The following is a 19,089-nucleotide window of genomic DNA, read 5'->3' on the forward strand; positions in this document are numbered from 1 at the left end:
TTCCTTTTCGTAATAGTTATTTGAACCGTAAAAACTATCATAGTTACTTAGTCAAGATGATTCATTCTCTTTCTTTTTCTATCCTCCTTTTCTAAAATATGTAATTACACCTTAAAACTATCATAAATATAATTACTTAGTCAAGCTTAGACGATTTTTATTATTAAATTTGTATTTTATTTCTTTTGTAAATATTGTATTTTGCGAATGTTTCATTGTACAATTAAATACAACATCCTATTTTTAGAACACAAAGCTAATTGAATAATGTCCTAAATACTTATAAAGCAAGTATTTAGGCAAAATAAAATACTATTTGAGAAGAGGGATATTATGAGATTTAATAAAATGGCTTTGAATTTAGTCTTATGTTTTTTAACTGGTTTGTTAGCATTTTATATTGTTGCGCGCACTATTACAATTACAGCCATTTTCGTTTCCCTTGTAGCTACCGGAATTATTGCATTAGGATACTTCGTTGCATATTTATTAAAAAAAAGAAAACTCAAATAGTCTCTTTACATAAGAACTTAATTGATTAAGCTTAGTTACCCTTCTTTAAAACAAACAATTAATTATAGTTACTCGTAAGGAAAACTGCTGCATACAACAGATTTATGATTGAAAAACATAGGAAAATATCATAAAAGATCTTCTCCTAAACGTGCTAAGGCACGTTTAGGAGAAATAACAAATCACAACTACATATCTTCATACTTCTCTATTATTTGCGGATTTCACTTACAATTAACCACATTGCCATTCTTCATTTCTCTGCCAACTAAACTGATAATCAACATTTATATCTTGATCCAGCAAAAAAGTGTGCTGAAGATAGAACTATATTCAACCCTTTGACTTCTGACAAGGTTTCAGAAATGACGATATTCGGCCAGATTGTGCGTCGAATTCCCTTCTTCAGTAATTGAACGTCCTGATCCATTTCGTAAGACCAACACTGTGTGTAAATGCTAACCTACCCGAACTCTAAGCTTATGACACAAGGCTGGAACAAATTTCACATTAAAAATTGTTATCTATCCAGCACAGTACGCAGCACCTGTGACTCTTTCCAAATCACTTTGGCTCCCAGCTCTGCATCACTTTGCAGCCTAAAATTCTCTGAGTTTGGCCAGAGCAGTCCCACGGCTTCATTCAAGCCGTGGGACTGCTCTGGCAGTTTTCGGGTTTAGTTGGCCATTCGGTATAGCACCTGCCACTCTTTTTCACCCATCACGTCCGTACACGCAGCTTCTAGCCACTCGCGTGCCGCTTCGCGTACGTCAAGTGCTGCAGATAGGCTGTAATCATCGAATACATCAGCACTAATTTGCGCAGCCAGTCGGCTTCGAGGACTTGCAGTTTCTCCACTTCATACCCACTTTGAATATGTAGTAGAATCGTTAAATATTCCAGCGTTGTACATACCAGGCTATCTTTTCTGCTTCATCCTTACGCTTTCAAGGGGCAGTTTGGCCCACAAAACTATTCCAAGGGTCTTCGTCCGGAAGCAGGATGAGTTATCGCAACTGAATAACTGTACTGGAAAGCGGCCATATCCCCCTTTTCGTTCCAAGCGATTTCCGAAATCGAAGCGCAAGCATCGTTTCCCGGCGAGGGATTCCTTTACGTGTGTCTTGAAGGATCGAAACTTGAATTTGACCGACTGCTGACGCACTCCTTCCCAGACCCGATTTTGGAGAGCTTGGATCACATAAGTTTGGCCGTCTTGTTCCAATTGCGCAAGATATGCGAAAAAGTCGGCTTCCTAATCGCTGACGTGAATCAGTTTCAGGCCTTCGGTGTTTCCCTCCATCTCTAACTTTCTTTTTCTTCATAAGGACGTTCTACCTTACGCGTTCCTTTCAGCAAAGGGGCCTCGGGTCCATATCTTTTGGTGCAGCAGACCCATAGGAAGCCCAGAAGTCTTAAGCGCCAGTATTGAATGCAGCAGTAGACAGCAGTAGACCTTTAGAATATTTACCGGAGCATTCGCCTAGTCCGGTGTTTTCTCCCGTTTGGCATAGCTCACTTCCGTTGTATCCTGAGCGCAGAGGAACACCGATTTACCGGTTTCCTTCACCTCTTTTAGCGTCACTTAGCAAAAGGCTTCGGTCAGGATAGGGTTTTAGAGAAGCCGGTAGATCACCCGGGCTTCCACTTCGTCTGCACAAAATGCGTATCTGTTTCAGAAAAGAAAAGTCTGGACGAGCCAGAGAAGGAATTACAGGGGAAGTCAGCAGGTCAGGCATGCTCCTCATACAAAGTTTCTTGTCTGCAGGCTACCAAAAAGAGAGAGTTTCAGCTACCTCTTATCGATTCCCTTTAATTGGAATCATTGTGTCGCAAGCTTATTGTTTAAACAGAGTTACTTTCCAGATTTCAATAATCTCAATAGCTATTTTTAACAAATAATGTGAATCGGCAATTGAATCTACACAATCATCCAAATGTACATAATTATAATACGCTTCAAAAGCAGTTCGATCAGCTATGTAGGGATTGGCTACAAAATAATTAGGTAATGTATCCATATGAGATTGGTATAAAAGAACACATTGATCCCACTCCAAAAAACATGGCGAAAATAGTTCTTTACATTCTGATAAATCTACTCTTTTTTTGATATTCTCTATATTTTTTTCCAAATAAACGAGATATTCCTGCATTTTAGAATTAATAATAATGATTTCACCTCTAAGATATTTAGTACATTTTTCTTTTTTTTGATAATATTAAATAATGCTTAAAATAAAGAATGAAAGGAGAATTCATAATATGTCGTCAAAACGTAAAATCATTATATTTATATCAATAGGGATATGCATAATTCTTGTAGGCATGTATAGTCAGCATATATTCGCCTATGCTCCAACAATAGGCTGGTTTGGTGGTTTATTGTGTCTAATTATTGCTACTTTTATCGCGTTAAATAGATCTTCTGAATCTTTTAAATCATAGAAAAAGGAGGCTTTATCATGAGAATCCTCCTTAAAGCTATATCTATTATATGTCCAGTTGTAGCAGTGATTAGCTTACTATTGAGACTGGCTTATCCGCAAGCTATTTGGTTATTAGGATTAGCAGCATTTTCTTACCTTGTGCTTACTTTAACGCAAGTCATTGAATTTGTTACATTGCATCCTCACAAATATACCCATTTTCAGCGAATTTCAGCCATTTTGGGATTCTTAGTGTGTGTAGCTAGTTTAGCGTATATTGGTATTATATATAAGCACTGATATGTAATTCGTATATATTCTTTACTTTGTACGACTTACAATACCCGAATATAGCTTTATAGTTAATGGTAGACCCAGACTAATACCAATGCTTACACCTACAACAACTACGCTCACTACAGCACGGTTACCCATCACAAAATAAGTATTATGATAACTAGAATTCGATTCACCTTGAATGGTTGCATGATTTGTACCGGTTCCTACTGTACAAGCACTAGCGAATAGACCCATAATTACTGCACCTATCATTAGATTTCGAGTATGATTGTTTGTAAGATAAGGATATTTTGAAGAGCGAATAGTCATTGTATTCCATCCTTTCTATGATGAAGTACTCCATTACATTACTTCTTTACCCCTACGTTTTGAAGTGTATCTTCAACATACAACTAATTCTACTTATGTTGAAATATTAAAAATACGATCTTCTACATGATGGTATGTTGTTAATAATTGATATGCTGATATCTTGTTCAACCTTTTCAAAATAGCAGGTAAATCTTCAATCTCATATATACCTACAGCGATGGTTATAAAGCTATACGTTTGCTCTGCGATATAAATATCTGCGCGTGTTGTAGGCATTACTTTAACCAAATGTACATGCTCTTCGCCTAATGTAATCGCATATGATGGATCGATCAGCAAACCTATTTCTACATATTTAGCATATTGTTCGCCTTGTGGTATTACAATAATTTTTTTCATTTGTTTGCACCTCTAGAGTCTATTTTGATATCATTTTTACCACCAAAATAACATATATAGATGAAACAAGTGGTACGCTATAACGTAATATAAGAGATTTATTTTTCAATATATCATCATACCAAAAAGCGTCTGCTTTAATACAGACGCTTTTTTATGTGTATTTAATTTATATTTGCTCAAAATCAAAAAATACTTTGCTTAATTTTTTGAGCGAATAAAGACATAGCTGTAATTCATTCCTATTGTTTTAAAACGAATTATGTTTGGACATGATACCTGGATGCTGGACAAAAGACCAGTGAGCACTAACTGTACGCCACTTGTTATTGATTGGGCGAAATACTGCTGTTGAGTTTCAAAAAGTCTGAAGTTGTTCTTCTCCATGTTCTCCTACTACAAAATTGCGTAAATTGTAACTGAGTACAGCGAGATCAACAGCTTCACTAATAGCTACATTTGGATCTATATATTCGCTTCGAATAATATTTGGATTTTTATAATGTGTCAAAATATGCTTTTCTACAGCTACTTTACCGACGAGAAGTTTTGCAGTAATCGGATCAAAGTAACTGATATCGTTACTATAATTATCGAGATAACCGTAACAATCCCCTTGATTCCAACGCTCATTATTTGCGCGCTCGATATCCATAACAATTTCAGCAATTTCGTTGTGGTTCATCGTATTCATTTTTCAAACTCCTTTTCTATGTTATATTGATAAGATGCTATATGATCATTTTAGGTAATTTAGGATATGAAATAAAGGCTATATCAGGACTAAAAAAGATATAAAATGGACATTATATTTTTATACAACTTTTCACTGAAAGGAAATATATATTATGAATGTTCAACTAAATCATGATGTCAAAATAGAAGCTCTAAGATATAATCCACCTTCGCCTTATTCATACGACTTAGAAATTTTCAGTTTTTCCGAATTGAAAAAGCGTACACCTGAAGGAAGAATAGATATTAATCATAGATACAAATTCTATATGGTTATTTGCGTGACTCAAGGGGAATGTACTCAATCTATTGATTTTGAACTCGTTTTGTGTAAATCAGGAACTCTGTTTGTAGTCTCTCCTAATCAGGTTCATAACTTTGGAAAAGATGAAGATTGGGAGGGTTGGATTATTTTATTTCGTTCCGAGTTTCTTATACCTAGGTCTTCAACTTTAAATGAACACAAGCTAGCTTTTGATATTGAAAGACTACCCAAAGTGCTAACGCTCACTAATACAGAATTAGATCGAGCTGTTTATTCGATTGCTAGAATGATCGAAGATTCTCTAATCTCAGAACCTACCGAAGATGTCCATATGTTATTACGTTATCAACTTTATACCTTGATGACTTGGCTTCATATTTTGCACAAAAATACTCTTCCCATAACCTATACTCAATTATCACAACGTTTTATTCATTTCCATAAGCTTGTCGAGACACATTTCGCTGAATGGAGTCATGTTAGCGAGTATGCGCACTATTTAAATTGTACTGAAAAAACATTAACCAGAGCTTCTATAGAAGCAACCGGAATGACTGCCAAAGCTTTTATTTCTGCTCGAATGATCTTAGAAGCGAAGCGATTACTTGTGCATACCGATCAATCGGTCAGTCACATTGCAGAACATCTTAACTTCAAAGAAGCAACCCATTTCAGTAAATTTTTCAAAAGAGAAACGGGATATACGCCTTCTGATTTTCGAGAACAAGCTATAGAATGGTAAACAAAAAAACTCTCTAACGTTAAGAGAGTTTCTTTGTTTAGGTTGTATTATTTTCTATCATGCGTACGAATATACTCTGACCACTTTTCTAACTGTGCTTCAATATTAGTGATCCGCAGTGGCTTAGATACAAAGTCTTGCATTCCACTTTCCATGCATAATAACTGTTCTTCTTTGCGAGCAAATGCAGTCACCGCTACAATAATCGGTGAAGATTTATGTTGCTGACGAATACGACGTGTTGCCTCCATACCATCCATAATCGGCATATTCACATCCATAAATATCAAATCATACTTCTTACGAGTGGTTGCTTCTACGGCTGCTGCCCCATTCTCTACAAGGTCTGCCTGATACCCTCGCTTGCTTAATATGGTTAACAATACTTTCTGATTCGTTGCATTGTCTTCAGCCACTAAGATACGTAAAGGGCCATATAATGAAGTCGGTACCGATGGCTGCGCAGCTATTTGTTGTGTAGTCATATCGATTTCAGGATAATCGGCTGCATTTAATGTTAGTGTAAATGCAAAAGTAGCTCCTCGATTAGAATTACTTTCAACCCGAATAGAACCGCCCATCAATTCAATAATCTTTTTGCAAATAGATAATCCTAGACCGGTTCCGCCATATCTACGATTGGTCGCTGTCCCGATCTGAGAGAACGGTTGGAATAACTTGGCTTGTTGGTCTTCCGGTATACCGTGCCCTGTATCCTGAATAGAAAATTCAATAACAATCGATTGCGCATCAACTTGTGGCTTCAGATGAGCAGAAATCAATACACCACCATGCTCTGTAAATTTAACAGCATTTCCGACCAAATTGATCAGAACTTGTCGTAATCGATCTTCATCTCCAATAATATAAGAAGGTAACTTGGGATCGATATGTGTATTAATAAACAGTTTCTTTTCCTGTACCGGTGTCACAAAAATATCCGTCACTTGATCGAGTAAATGCTGAATATTGACTTCACCATACTCTAGCTCCATACGTCCAGCTTCGATTTTACTAAAGTCTAACAACTCGTTTAGAATTTTCAATAATGCATTGTTGCTATCTATAATAATCTCAGCATATTCTCGTTGTTCTTGCGTCTCTAACGTATCGAACAACAGTTCAATCATACCGATCATACCGTTCATTGGAGTACGTAATTCATGACTAATAATTGCCAAGAATTCAGATTTTGCCCGATCTGCTTGTTCAGCAATCTCACGTGCTCGAATCACTTCATTTTCTTCCGTACGATCTCGAAAAACAATTACTGCACCTACACGTTCCCCATTATCAATAATAGGAGTCACACGGTATGAAGCTAAGAAGCTTGAATTATCTTGTCTCCATAATACGGCTTCCTCACGGTAAAGAGGTTGTCCATCTGACAGAGAACGCATAATCGGTGTATCTCCCGCCAGCGCTGGGCTTCCATCTGGCTGACTTTGCTCGATCTGCTTCAAATGATATTCATTCATCATGAGATTGACATCGTACCCTAACATTGCTGATCCGGCTGGATTAATAAACGTTGTATTGCCTTCCAGATCGACGCCGAATATCCCTTCAGATACTGAATTTAAAATAAGCTCTTGCTGATTACTTAAATCTTTTATTTTAGCTAAATACTGATTACGCTCGGTAATATCATTAATAATCCCATACACACCAACCACTTCATTTTCTACATAAATCGGTACATTCGTAACATGTACTTCAATAACATGACCGTCTTTGTGAAAAGTGCGTATTTCGTACGTCTGTGTCTCACCTTTTTTGGCTAATTCAAAATGATAATTGGTTTTAGCTAGATCGTCAGGATGAGCCACAGGTTCAAATGGTTTATTTTTCAAATCTTCATTCGTATAACCTAGAAGATCCTCCATGCTTTTATTCATAGCCAAATAAGTGCCATCTATACTTAAAGCATTAATACCTGTAGGATTATGTTCAAATAACGATTTGTAACGACTTTCGCTTTCACGCAGTCTTTTTTCTTGTTCACGTCGTTCGGTAATATCCCTCGAGACAGCTACCAGATATTCCAATTCGCCTTGCTCATCATACGTATATCGACAAGTCGTTTCAGACCACATATATGTTCCATCTTTACGTTTAAAACGGAAAATAACCGCTTCTGGATCGGATTGCACATATTGAACGGCTGTTAAGTAGTTACGTACTTTCTCTACATCATCTTCATGTACATAACTTAGTCCATTTTTACCCAACATTTCTTCTGGAGTATAACCAAGCAATGTTTTACAGGCGGGTGAAGCATATAAGTATGTCACGTCACTATTGGCTACATGCCTAGAAATCAAATCAGATGTATGATCTGTAATAAGACGCATTTGCCACTCGCTGTATTGCAATTGTTCTTCAATCAATTTACGTTCTGTGATATCACGAGTAATAGATAGCACTTCTTTTTTGCGACCTTGTTCATCGTACAAATAATGACAAGCCGATTCTGCCCAGAAAAACGAACCATCTTTGCGCAAAATCCGGTATACAATCGTTACATGATGATTCATAATCAGACTGACATTAATATATTCAATAACTTGAGGAGCATCTTCTGGATGAATATAGAGATATCCACTGGTTCCTAGCAATTCTTCTGGGGTATAGCCTGTTAATGTATATGCTGCATCAGATACTGACAAATAGGTAGATGCTGTATTGATCTGATGACGACTAATCATATCGTTAGAATAATCCATAATATTTTGATAATGCTTTTCATTCGATAGTAATCGTTGGTATACTTCTTCACTTATGGTTACTTCACTCATATCTGCCTAACGCTCCCTTATGTTGAGCAATGCTGTAGCCTAATATAATAATCGATTTAGAAGATATTTTTTAATAAAGCTTCTCTTATAGATATATCGTCAGAACAATGAGGACAATTCACTTTTCCTCCTAAATAAGCTAGCTGGGTTACCCGATATGTCATTTGCAATGAAGTCATATACGTATATAACCATTTCAGATCCTCTTGGTTCTGATATTCCGCATCCGGTCGTATTTTTTGATAGTTTGCTTCTATATTCATCACTGGATCTGTAGGATAAGCTCGCCATTCGGTGAGTTCACTATTTTGATCGGTCCATATATAGAGATCTTGATCACAATTAGGACATGCCCCTATGTATTCTTCACCATCACTGTACATAAGAAAACATTTTGCCCAATGTCGGTATCCTTGCAAAGCAGCTGTAGCAGCTAAAAGATGAATCTTTTCACTTTCTTCAACCTGATGGATCTGTGTCCTATTTTTGTTTAGAACGGAATCTAATCTTTGCATTGATTGTTGATACGATCGGTATACATCCACTACTTCTTCAGTACCTAAATCTGTAAAATAATCATACCACTCTTTAGATGGTTCATGAGTGTCTTCACCTATAGGCAATTCATTCCACGCTTCAAACATTCCACATACGATATAAATATCCAGTTGAGTCTGAAGATCAGAAGCTTCCAGTGCCATCTGTACCAAATACGGAACCGATACGTACGTACTAGAATAAATTGTGTTCTGATGATATAACTCTTCATAATATAATTCGTTTGCTTGCTCTTGATCATAATGTTGTTGTAATGATGTGATAAGTGAAGGAATATGTCCACCGTTACCATACGGCCCGTGGAGAAGTTCCCATTTTGTACTGGTTAGACTAAGCATATGTATTTCCACCTTTTACCATTATTTAGAGTGTCTCATCGATAACTTAATCAAAAGCAAGAATTATCTCTACCTCTTGATTGATTTATCAATATAGATAATGCACGTTATAACCAAATCATCCTATACAAAATAAGAAAAGGCTACCCGTTATCGTTTATTTTGCGGGTAGCCTTTTTTGGCTTCACTCATTGAGCTTAACCTACTATTTTGAATTATTATACAACCTTAAGATTCAGATGCTTTACGATACACTTCTAGATATTCTTGCGCAGACACCTGCCAGCTATATTCGCCAGTGATCGCATTTTTCACAACTTTTTTCCACTCTTTAGGTTGATTATAAATAGATAATGCACGACGAATAGTGAATAACATATCATGTGCATTGTAAGCAGCAAATGTAAATCCTGTACCTTCGCCTGTAAATTCGTTATACGATTGTACCGTATCATTCAATCCACCGGTTTCACGAACAATTGGAATACTACCATAACGCATCGCTAACAATTGACTGATCCCGCAAGGTTCGAATTTGGAAGGCATCAAGAACATATCACTACCTGCATAGAAACGGCGTGCTACGCCTTCACTGAATCTAATCTCTGCCGCAAGCTTAGTAGAGTGACGAGACAGCGCTTCACGGAACCAATCTTCGTATTCCTGCTCACCTGTCCCCAAAATAACAAACTGTACATCATCATAATATAATAATTCATCAAGTACACGAGTGACTAGATCTAATCCTTTCGATTCAGCCAAGCGAGTAACCATAGAAATCATAGGGATTTTAGCATCAATTGGTAATCCTAATTCTTCTTGTAATGCCAACTTATTAGCTGTCCGCTTCGCTGTTGCACTACGATAATTACTGGTTAGATACGTATCTGTTGCTGGATTATAACTCTTCGTATCAATTCCATTCACAATCCCGTGCAAGCGATCACCGAGTGAGCCTAACAATCCTTCTAATCCATAGCCATAATAAGGCATTTTGATTTCTTCTGCATAGGTTGGGCTTACCGTAGTCACTTGATCAGCGAATACGATTCCACCTTTCATAAAGCTTACATTACCATGATATTCGATTCCTTCAGATTGGAAATAACGATCATCCATGCCAAGTAGATCACCCAATACAGAATAAGGGAAAATACCTTGATATAGCAGATTATGAATCGTAAATACACTATGGATATCTGCATAGAACGGGTTATAACGGTATTGTGCTTTAAGTAACATCGGTACCATGCCTGTATGCCAATCATGAGCATGAATAATATCAGGTTGGAATTCGATCACTGGTAAAATATCTAACACAGCACGGTTAAAGAAAGCAAAACGCTCCCCATCATCTCCATACCCGTAGATCCCATCACGTCCAAAATAATACTCGTTATCGATCATATATACGGTCACACCATTTTCGATATATTGCATAATACCGCAATATTGACTACGCCATCCCACTTGTACTTGAATCACTTTCAATAAGACAGACTTTTCACGAATGGGTGCAGGGATACTTTTATAAAAAGGTAATACGATCCGTACATCTGCCCCTTCTTTTTGAAGAGCTTGAGGCAATGCGCCGATAACGTCAGCAAGACCTCCTGTTTTGATAAAAGGATTCGCTTCTGCTGCTGCAAATAAAATATTCATCGTTTATGTCCTCCTTCTATGATTTGCGTCTATTGGAAGTACGACGCTTTAATATAAGCACACTAAGTGGTGGTAAAGTGATTTCGATACTTTGCTCTTGCTGATGGAACGGTTCTTTTTCAGAAAAGACTAATGATTCTGTTCGTCCACCTGTTCCGCCAAAGCGAGGCTCATCACTATTCCATATCTCTTCATATGTTCCTGCTTTGGGTACACCTACACGGTAATTCACTTGTGGAATCGGTTGGAAATTAATCGCAATAATCAGTGTATCGTTAGTTTTCTTACCTTTACGCATATACGTAATCACACTACGTGCAGCATCGTCTGCATTTAACCATTCATACCCTTCCCACTCATGATCTTGTTCCCACAAAGCAGGTAATTGTAGATAGAGATGATTCAGCTCGCGTGTGTAACTTTTCATTTTCTGATGCATATCGTATTCAAGCAGTAACCAATCCAATTGATCTTGATCTTTCCATTCGATAAATTGCCCAAATTCGCCACCCATAAATAATAACTTTTTGCCCGGGTGGGTCATCTGATAAGCCAGTAACAGACGTAGTCCTGCGAACTTCTGCTCATAGCTACCCGGCATTTTATCAAGTAGCGACTTCTTACCATGCACCACTTCATCATGAGAAAGAGGTAACGTGGAATTTTCTGCAAATGCATAGGTAATCGGGAACGTTAACAGATTATGTTTACTAGGGCGCTGGTCGAAGTCTGATTCGACATAGTCTAGCGTATCGTTCATCCAACCCATACTCCATTTATAGTTAAATCCAAGCCCGTTTTCATGTGCAGGCTTCGTCACACCCGGCCACGCACTGGATTCTTCTGCCATCATCAGAGCATGAGGGTAATATTGAAAAATCGTTTTGTTGAGCTGTTGCAAAAACGAGATCGCTTCTTTATTTTCGGCTCCACCTTGTTCGTTCGGCTTCCAGCCTCCAACCGTTTCTCTACCAAAATCAAGTCGGATCATACTGGTAACTGCATCGACACGCAGACCATCAAAATGGAACATTTCCATCCAATATAAGGCACTCGATATTAGAAAAGAACGAACTTCTGGCTTACCAAAGTCAAATGATAACGTACCCCATCCGATCTTTTCAGCTCGATCTGGGTCAGCATATTCATATAGTGGTGTACCATCAAACATTCTCAGACCATGTGCGTCTTTGGTGAAATGTCCTGGAACCCAGTCTAAGATCACACCGATATTCGCTTGGTGACAAGCATCTACAAAATACATTAATTCTTGTGGCGTTCCATAACGACTAGTTGGTGCAAAATAGCCTGTACTTTGATAACCCCATGATAGATCATACGGATGTTCAGTTAATGGCATCAATTCCAAATGCGTATATCCCATATCTACCAAATAAGGAATTAAGATATCTGCCAACTCACGATAGGTATAAAAGCTCCCATCTTCTTTTTGTTTCCATGTTCCAAAATGCATTTCATAAATATTAAGTGGTTTACGATAAGGTGCGCGACGTTTGCGTCTCCATACCGCATCATTCCATGTATATCCTGCTAATGAAGAAACAACAGAAGCTGTCGCTGGTCGAACTTCAGCATAATGCGCATACGGATCAGCTTTAAGAAAAGGCACCCCATTAGATGGAGTAATATGATATTTATACAAACTGCCTTCATGAACATTCGGCAGAAATCCTGTCCATACTCCTGAGTTGGGAAGCTTATGTAATGGATGATGTTCGCCATCCCAATTGTTCCAGTCTGCTGCGACTCCGACATGTATGGCATCAGGTGCCCATACCGTAAAGCGTACACCAGACTCACCATTTTCTGACGTCACATGAGACCCAAAGTGACGATACGTATGATAATTTGTGCCTTCATGAAAAAGATAAAGTTCCTCAGGAGTTGGTTCTCCATAAACTGTTCGTTTTTGACTCAAAAAATCACCCCCGCTACATAGTAGATGTATGTTTATTTTTTACATTATTTTATATCTTCTACTTCTATTCTAGTTTATTATCCTTCTGATTAGAATAGGTAAACGATTTAAGTCACTAACCACAATTATTACCCGTATTTGTTCCAGTTGAAAAGACCTCTCTACGTAATTAGGGGAACAAAGAATTGGTTAATGAAAAAATTTTACAATAAACTTGTTTCAAACAATATCTTTCAAGGTTATAAATTATTACATCATCACGAGCGTTGTCACTATACAGTTGGAGGGAAAATTTAATGAAAAATCAAAAGTGTGTTGCTATGTTGCTGGCCGGAGGAGAAGGGCGCAGACTCGCACCACTTACATCAATTGTAGCCAAACCAGCAGTTCCGTTTGGCGGAGACTTCAAGATTATTGATTTTCCTCTCAGTAATTGCGTGAATTCAGGCATTGATACGATCGGTGTACTGACGCAATATGAAGCAGCATCGCTTCATGACCATATCGATCAAGGGGATGCTTGGTCCACATCCGATCTTCAAATGAACCTCTCTCTGTTGTCTTCTGAAGCAACAGGTGAATATATGGGAACAGCAGACGCGATCACGAAAAATATCGCTTATCTTGATGCGCTTAATCCTGAAAATGTTTTGATTCTTTCAGGCGATCATATTTATCACATGGATTATAGTGATATGATTAACTACCATCAAGAACACAATGCTATGGCAACTATTTCTGTTATGGAAGTTCCATGGGAAGAAGCAAGTCGCTTTGGTGTGATGAGTACTGACTCTTCAATGAATATTACCAAATTCTCTGAAAAGCCTGCTCAACCAGAAAGTAATCTAGCTTCTATGGGTATCTACGTATTTAACTGGCAATATCTTAGACGTCATCTAATCGAAGATGCAGTCAAAGCAGATTCCAATCATGATTTTGGTAAAGATATTATTCCGCAAATGTTGGCAGAACACCAAATCGTGGTAGCTTACGAATTCCAAGGGTACTGGAGAGACGTAGGTACAATCGATAGCTTATGGGAAGCGCATATGGATATTTTAAGTCAAGATCAACAGTTTGAACTTAAAAATGAAGCTTGGCCTATGTTCTCACCTAGCTTAAATGCTACAAATACGATCACTCGTGAACGTCAAGTCCCTCAATGCTCTATGGTTAGCGATCAAGCGGTATTAGAAGGTGATGTACAACGTTCTGTTGTATTTAACAACGCTGAAATCGGTAAGTTCGCCGATGTTCGTCACAGTGTAATTATGCCAGGTGCAATTGTAGGCAAAAATGCTCGTGTAGAATATGCGATTGTCGCTGAAGGGGCAGTAATCAAAGAAGGTGCAGTCATCAAAGGTACTGCTGCTGATATCAAAGTTGTTGCTCCTTACGAGATTATCCATGCTAAACCTGTTGTTCGTACACAACCTGCTCGCTTACTTCAAGAAGTTTATGATAAATCCACTAGATTGCGTGCGGGCGGATTATAATTTATTACATCCTTTTGGTAAATATAGATCATTCAATGATGATCATTACGATATACAACGTATAGAATAAATAAAAAGCGGTAGCCTTATGGCTCCGCTTTTTATTTTGCTATTACAATGCTTTCCACTCGTGTTCGAGTATACTCATCTCGTATACACTGTAATAATGACCGTTTAACCAAGAAGAATCGCGCATTAATCCTTCTTTACTAAATCCACAAGACTCATACAATTGAATCGCTGATCCATTATAATCATACACACCTAAAGTGATACGATGCATTCCTAAAGTATCAAAACCAATCCGTAATAGCTCTTGAATCATTTGTCGCCCGTAGCCTTTCCCTCTCGCTTCAGGATCACCGACTAATAATTTGGATATACGTGCAGACCGGTTACTACGATCTATTTTACTTAACGCTACATGCCCTATTTTACGATTTGTCATGCGATCTACAGCTATATAGATCAACTGATCTGAAAATCGTGGATGATTCGATCCTTTTATATGAGCATTAAGATCATCTTGATCTAGCGGATACTCCCAGCCTGATCCACTCCATTGTTGTAGAAACACAGCATCTCCCGACCATTCTAACAACTGATCGAAATCTTTTTCCAGAAAATACTCTAACCGAATCTGATAATCTTTGGCAGGCGCAAGCTTTTCATAAAGACTAGCTAGGCGACCTTTTACCTCATGTGTACCCATATAACGAAAATCTTGACTTTGATAAAAGCGATTCAGAGTAGGCAAATGTGCCATGCAATCTAGGCGAAGCCCTTTTTTACCCGAACTATGTGCATAATCACTAGCCCACTGAATAGCAATAGCTCCTAGCCCTACACTGCGAAAATCTTGATGTACCGTTAAACGATGCAAATAAAAGTAATCTTCATCATTCAGCTGTTGCCAGTACTCCAGATCGCCTGCTTGTAAAGTAAACATAGCAGCTGGTTGCTCTGCCATGTATAGAATAAACACTTCTCGTTCTAGAAAATAGCTATGAATTAACTCAGGAGTAAACATTTCCTTTTTCCATTGTTCTATGCCTTTAGACTCCATCCACTCTGCTGCATTCACTAACAAAGAGGTTACCTGTTCAGCATATTGCTGATTTGCTTTAATAATACGAAGTGGCAAATCGTTAACTTGAGGTTGCTGTAATGTCAAATGGTGATCCCCCTTGTTTAGTCTGTTTTAGGTTAGTTGTAGTATTTCTTGCTGTTTGGTTAATGGAAGTTCTATCATAACTGTGGTGCCTTTTTCGATCTCACTATCAATATACATTTCACCATTATGCAATTGTACAATCTGCTGTGTAATCGCAAGCCCCAAGCCTGTTCCGCCCCGGTTCGGATTCACCTGGAAGAAACGATCTTTTACTTTTTCCAAATGTTCCTGACTAATACCGATTCCGGCATCTTGAATCGATATTCGTACACGTTCAGGGGAGACTTCTGTAAGCATAATAAAGATTGTAGATTCTTCCGGTGAGAATTTAATGGCATTATCGACAATATTTAGAAAAACTTGCTTTAGACGGTTACCATCGGCTTGTACTATAAAAGGACGAGCACCGGGTTCTAACTTCAGCTGGATTTTTTTCTGCTCTGCTTTTGCCCAGACATTAAGCATCGTCTCTTGCAATACTTCTTTAAGATTAACTTCCCCGATCACCATTTTCATCTGATTCTGTTGCAATTTAGAGAAATCAAGCATTTCTTCTACTAATCCAATCAGACGATCGGTTTCTTTGGAAATAATACTCATCCCAAGCTTAGTCTCTTCTGGATCAAATCCACCTGAGACTAGCGTTTCACTCCATCCTTTAATCCCGGTAAGCGGTGTTCGCAATTCATGAGAGATCGAAGAGATAAAGTCGTCTTTAATCTGATTACTACGAATAATTTCTTCAGCCATATAATTCAGTGTTGAAGCAAGCTCACCAATTTCATGAGGATAGTTCCCTTTGATTCGGGCGTTAAAGTCTCCTTTTGCCATCAATGTCGAGACACCGATAATATTGTTCAGCGGTCGTACAATTGAATTAGCCAGCCCTAAGCTTACAACCAGTACAATAATCAAGACTGCGGCTCCAACGCCTACAGCAACCATTGTAATCGTTAATAACTTCTGATTAACACGCTCTAGTGAAGTAACATAACGAACCAGATAATTATCACCATTCACTTGAATTTGTCTTGTAACCGCCATAACATTTTCACCTGTGCCAGCTTGCTTGCCAATCCAACGTCCAGTAGAGCCTGCTAATGCTTGCGGGATATCACCGGTCTGAATTGGCTTATCGACTCTAAAGTTGGTTGAGTTCTGCAACACATTTCCCTGTGTATCCAGCAATTGAACTTCAACCGTATCACCTAGCTCATAACGTTGAATAATTTCTTGATATTTCACAGGGCTAGACTGATCACTGATATAATTCTGTGGTACATCTGTCGAACTATTCAAATAATTGTAAATACTGTCGTAATAATATGTGCGCATAGAAAACAGAAATACCAATTCTACCAAGAGTAACGCCAGAAATACTACAATAAAGTAATGTAGAACAATCTGGCGGCTAATGCCTTTTTTGATCATTAGGACTCCCGGCCTCTCCATTTATAACCATGTCCCCACACTGTTTGCAGGAATTCAGGTTCAGACGGATTGTTTTCGATTTTTTGACGCAAACGACGAATATTTACATCTACAATTTTGGGATCACCCATATACTCTTTGCCCCATACATGATCTAAAAGTAGATCACGACTAAGCGGTGTATTTTCTTTTTCTAGGAAAAATTGAACCAATGAGAACTCGGTAGGTGTCAATTCGATTTGTTGCCCTTTTTTCTTGAACTGTTTGGAGATAAGATCCAAAGTGAAAGGTCCTGATTCAAACGATACTTTGGTATTGGATTCACGTTGTACATTCACACGACGTAACAAAGATTGAATACGAGCGATCAATTCTGTTGGGCTAAATGGCTTGCTAATATGATCATCTGCACCTACAGATAAAGCATAGACTTTATCTTGCTCTTGAACTTTAGCTGTTAGGAAGACAATCCCAATCCGTTCATTTTTCTCACGAATACGGCGACAGACTTCGAATCCGTCGATCCCCGGAACCATGACATCTAGTAAAGCAATATCGATATCCGGTACCGTTTCTAACATATGCAGCGCTTGTTCACCGTTCTCAGTCTCAATCACTTCAAATCCATTGCGCTTTAAGTTAATAATAATAAAACTACGGATTGACTCTTCATCTTCCATAATTAACACTTTACTCATAAAAAAGGCCCCCTCAATTCAATATCAGATTATTTTTTGTATTTTGCCAAAGTGCAATGTATTGATCATTAGAGTTGGTAATAAGCTCCCAATCTTTACTCGCTTGGTTGGCCCATTGGGTTGAAGTGAAGAAACGTACTTCAGCTACTTTTTCTCCCGTATCTTTTAAAATAAAGCGTAAATCTTGATCTTTATTAGACTTGGTATCGAGCGTAATCTTATCATTCCATTCTGGCGCAAATTTGAGTACAAATCGTCCCGAATCATCTCGATATTGCTGACTGACTAATTTCAGACCATTATCTCCATCCCATTGATAATAATACGTAAAGTATGGAATTTCGCTAGGCTCAATATTTTCCCAGCCTAATGGAATTTGTAGCATTCCAATTTCCAATAATCCATCTCCATTAACATCATCACTATAGATCAGAGAGTCTTTGAATGTAGCCGCTCTGCCTAAAGGGAATACATCTCGAAGCTTATTATTTTCCATAATAATGAGGTGTGTGAATCCAGAGGAGATCCCTAGTAATTGATCCATAATAATACCATTCTGGTCTTTAGACACTTTGCCAGATACTACATTATAGAATCCTAAAGTAATCGTTGAATCCAGATCAATCGAATCCACTTCTTGAAAACCGTCTTTGTAGCGGAAATTAGTAATCGTCAAATAACTGTTGCGACTCATGTACATCGTCGTTAGATCATCAATGCCATCACCATTCATATCTAATATCTCATAATAAGTGTATGGCTTTTTATCTACAATATTCAACTCACCTTTGTCATAACTATAAATAACTAGATTTTTCTGCATGCTATCTACGCCACTATTGATCGTATTGATCGCATTCGAGTAACCGACGATCAGGTCTTTATGACCATCATGAGTAATATCTTTGATTTCTACACTTTCTAGCACATATCCTTGACCTTCAATATCTCTTTTCTTAATCCAATCAGAACCCGACTGTTCAAAAATCATTCCGTTAATTCGCGCATCTGACGTGGTGTAGAAAGCGATAGCTTCCATTTTGCCGTCTCCATCTAGATCTGCTTGTTGAATCCAATCGTTAGCATTCCCATTTTTGGGATTGGCAAGTTTGGCTCCCGGAGGTAATGCTGCTTGGATCGTGCTACTTAATGTCTGTTTATCCGAAGGAAGCTGTGGCAACTGCATAAGCCCTTTCGGATCTGAAATGAGTTCACAACCACTCAACAAGATCAGTAATGTAGTGACTGTCGCCAAGCGCACCCATAGATTCCATTTCAATAGTATCACTCTTTTCAT

The 19,089-nt window shown here is 38.0% G+C and carries 16 protein-coding genes; 4 read left to right on the forward strand and 12 right to left on the reverse strand.

Features of this window, described 5'->3' with window-relative positions; all coding sequences use genetic code 11:
• Positions 1-333: 333 nt before the first annotated feature.
• Positions 334-513 (forward strand): hypothetical protein, encoded by a 180-nt coding sequence (locus tag PTI45_RS02390; RefSeq protein WP_069325941.1) that lies wholly within the window; start codon positions 334-336, stop codon positions 511-513.
• Between the two features lie 1,838 nt (positions 514-2,351).
• Here the strand turns inward: PTI45_RS02390 and PTI45_RS23845 are convergent.
• The gene (locus tag PTI45_RS23845; protein ID WP_139129205.1) at positions 2,352-2,534 is read right to left on the reverse strand and encodes a hypothetical protein; all 183 of its coding nucleotides are present in this window, start codon (positions 2,532-2,534) and stop codon (positions 2,352-2,354) included.
• 444 nt (positions 2,535-2,978) lie between these two features.
• On the opposite strand from PTI45_RS23845, the gene PTI45_RS02405 reads away from it, so the two are divergent.
• The gene (locus PTI45_RS02405) at positions 2,979-3,242 is read left to right on the forward strand and encodes a hypothetical protein (protein WP_069325944.1); all 264 of its coding nucleotides are present in this window, start codon (positions 2,979-2,981) and stop codon (positions 3,240-3,242) included.
• A gap of 21 nt (positions 3,243-3,263) precedes the next feature.
• Here the strand turns inward: PTI45_RS02405 and PTI45_RS02410 are convergent, their stop codons facing one another.
• The 3 genes from PTI45_RS02410 to PTI45_RS02420 form a co-directional block, all read right to left on the reverse strand.
• Positions 3,264-3,551 carry a hypothetical protein gene (locus PTI45_RS02410; protein WP_069325945.1) on the reverse strand — a complete coding sequence of 96 codons (288 nt, stop codon included), beginning with the start codon at positions 3,549-3,551 and terminating at the stop codon, positions 3,264-3,266.
• A gap of 93 nt (positions 3,552-3,644) precedes the next feature.
• Positions 3,645-3,953 (reverse strand): hypothetical protein, encoded by a 309-nt coding sequence (locus PTI45_RS02415; protein WP_069325946.1) that lies wholly within the window; start codon positions 3,951-3,953, stop codon positions 3,645-3,647.
• Between the two features lie 358 nt (positions 3,954-4,311).
• Positions 4,312-4,647 carry a DUF4440 domain-containing protein gene (locus tag PTI45_RS02420; protein ID WP_245703396.1) on the reverse strand — a complete coding sequence of 112 codons (336 nt, stop codon included), beginning with the start codon at positions 4,645-4,647 and terminating at the stop codon, positions 4,312-4,314.
• Between the two features lie 154 nt (positions 4,648-4,801).
• Here PTI45_RS02420 and PTI45_RS02425 point away from each other — a divergent pair, with 154 nt between their 5' ends.
• Complete coding sequence (locus tag PTI45_RS02425; RefSeq protein WP_069325947.1) at positions 4,802-5,695, forward strand: helix-turn-helix domain-containing protein; 894 nt, start codon at positions 4,802-4,804, stop codon at positions 5,693-5,695.
• A 47-nt stretch (positions 5,696-5,742) separates the two neighbouring features.
• On the opposite strand, the gene PTI45_RS02430 is transcribed toward PTI45_RS02425, so the two are convergent.
• The 4 genes from PTI45_RS02430 to glgB form a co-directional block, all read right to left on the reverse strand.
• Positions 5,743-8,493, reverse strand: a complete 2,751-nt coding sequence (locus PTI45_RS02430; RefSeq protein ID WP_069325948.1) for a PAS domain S-box protein — start codon at positions 8,491-8,493, stop codon at positions 5,743-5,745.
• Between the two features lie 56 nt (positions 8,494-8,549).
• A complete protein-coding gene (locus tag PTI45_RS02435; protein WP_069325949.1) occupies positions 8,550-9,389 on the reverse strand; it encodes a hypothetical protein in 840 nt (279 codons plus the stop codon).
• Positions 9,390-9,617: 228 nt separating this feature from the next.
• Positions 9,618-11,051 carry a glycogen synthase GlgA gene (gene glgA / locus PTI45_RS02440; protein ID WP_069325950.1) on the reverse strand — a complete coding sequence of 478 codons (1,434 nt, stop codon included), beginning with the start codon at positions 11,049-11,051 and terminating at the stop codon, positions 9,618-9,620.
• A 16-nt stretch (positions 11,052-11,067) separates the two neighbouring features.
• Positions 11,068-12,990 (reverse strand): 1,4-alpha-glucan branching protein GlgB, encoded by a 1,923-nt coding sequence (gene glgB, locus PTI45_RS02445; protein ID WP_069325951.1) that lies wholly within the window; start codon positions 12,988-12,990, stop codon positions 11,068-11,070.
• A gap of 296 nt (positions 12,991-13,286) precedes the next feature.
• Here glgB and PTI45_RS02450 point away from each other — a divergent pair, with 296 nt between their 5' ends.
• A complete protein-coding gene (locus PTI45_RS02450) occupies positions 13,287-14,489 on the forward strand; it encodes a glucose-1-phosphate adenylyltransferase (RefSeq protein WP_069325952.1) in 1,203 nt (400 codons plus the stop codon).
• A gap of 112 nt (positions 14,490-14,601) precedes the next feature.
• On the opposite strand, the gene PTI45_RS24025 is transcribed toward PTI45_RS02450, so the two are convergent.
• Genes PTI45_RS24025 through PTI45_RS02470 form a run of 4 tightly spaced genes read right to left on the reverse strand, consistent with a single transcriptional unit; the run spans position 14,602 to position 19,089 of the window.
• A complete protein-coding gene (locus tag PTI45_RS24025; RefSeq protein WP_175425107.1) occupies positions 14,602-15,663 on the reverse strand; it encodes a GNAT family N-acetyltransferase in 1,062 nt (353 codons plus the stop codon).
• A 27-nt stretch (positions 15,664-15,690) separates the two neighbouring features.
• The gene (locus tag PTI45_RS02460; RefSeq protein WP_069325953.1) at positions 15,691-17,094 is read right to left on the reverse strand and encodes a sensor histidine kinase; all 1,404 of its coding nucleotides are present in this window, start codon (positions 17,092-17,094) and stop codon (positions 15,691-15,693) included.
• On the reverse strand, positions 17,094-17,792 hold the full coding sequence (locus PTI45_RS02465; RefSeq protein ID WP_069325954.1) for a response regulator transcription factor: 699 nt from the start codon (positions 17,790-17,792) through the stop codon (positions 17,094-17,096). The genes PTI45_RS02460 and PTI45_RS02465 overlap by 1 nt, the downstream gene beginning before the upstream one ends.
• 13 nt (positions 17,793-17,805) lie before the next feature.
• Positions 17,806-19,089, reverse strand: a complete 1,284-nt coding sequence (locus PTI45_RS02470) for a hypothetical protein (protein ID WP_069325955.1) — start codon at positions 19,087-19,089, stop codon at positions 17,806-17,808.

The organism is Paenibacillus nuruki (assembly GCF_001721045.1).
GTDB lineage: Bacteria > Bacillota > Bacilli > Paenibacillales > Paenibacillaceae > Saccharibacillus > Saccharibacillus nuruki.

Excerpts from the sequence above, each read along its gene's own strand:
- PTI45_RS02390 (WP_069325941.1), top strand. The coding sequence starts at position 334 with ATGAGATTTAATAAAATGGCTTTGAATTTAGTCTTATGTTTTTTAACT.
- PTI45_RS23845 (WP_139129205.1), bottom strand. The coding sequence starts at position 2,534 with ATGGATACATTACCTAATTATTTTGTAGCCAATCCCTACATAGCTGAT.
- PTI45_RS02405 (WP_069325944.1), top strand. The coding sequence starts at position 2,979 with ATGAGAATCCTCCTTAAAGCTATATCTATTATATGTCCAGTTGTAGCA.
- PTI45_RS02410 (WP_069325945.1), bottom strand. The coding sequence starts at position 3,551 with ATGACTATTCGCTCTTCAAAATATCCTTATCTTACAAACAATCATACT.
- PTI45_RS02415 (WP_069325946.1), bottom strand. The coding sequence starts at position 3,953 with ATGAAAAAAATTATTGTAATACCACAAGGCGAACAATATGCTAAATAT.
- PTI45_RS02420 (WP_245703396.1), bottom strand. The coding sequence starts at position 4,647 with ATGAATACGATGAACCACAACGAAATTGCTGAAATTGTTATGGATATC.
- PTI45_RS02425 (WP_069325947.1), top strand. The coding sequence starts at position 4,802 with ATGAATGTTCAACTAAATCATGATGTCAAAATAGAAGCTCTAAGATAT.
- PTI45_RS02430 (WP_069325948.1), bottom strand. The coding sequence starts at position 8,493 with ATGAGTGAAGTAACCATAAGTGAAGAAGTATACCAACGATTACTATCG.
- PTI45_RS02435 (WP_069325949.1), bottom strand. The coding sequence starts at position 9,389 with ATGCTTAGTCTAACCAGTACAAAATGGGAACTTCTCCACGGGCCGTAT.
- glgA (WP_069325950.1), bottom strand. The coding sequence starts at position 11,051 with ATGAATATTTTATTTGCAGCAGCAGAAGCGAATCCTTTTATCAAAACA.
- PTI45_RS02450 (WP_069325952.1), top strand. The coding sequence starts at position 13,287 with ATGAAAAATCAAAAGTGTGTTGCTATGTTGCTGGCCGGAGGAGAAGGG.
- PTI45_RS02460 (WP_069325953.1), bottom strand. The coding sequence starts at position 17,094 with ATGATCAAAAAAGGCATTAGCCGCCAGATTGTTCTACATTACTTTATT.
- PTI45_RS02465 (WP_069325954.1), bottom strand. The coding sequence starts at position 17,792 with ATGAGTAAAGTGTTAATTATGGAAGATGAAGAGTCAATCCGTAGTTTT.
- PTI45_RS02470 (WP_069325955.1), bottom strand. The coding sequence starts at position 19,089 with ATGAAAAGAGTGATACTATTGAAATGGAATCTATGGGTGCGCTTGGCG.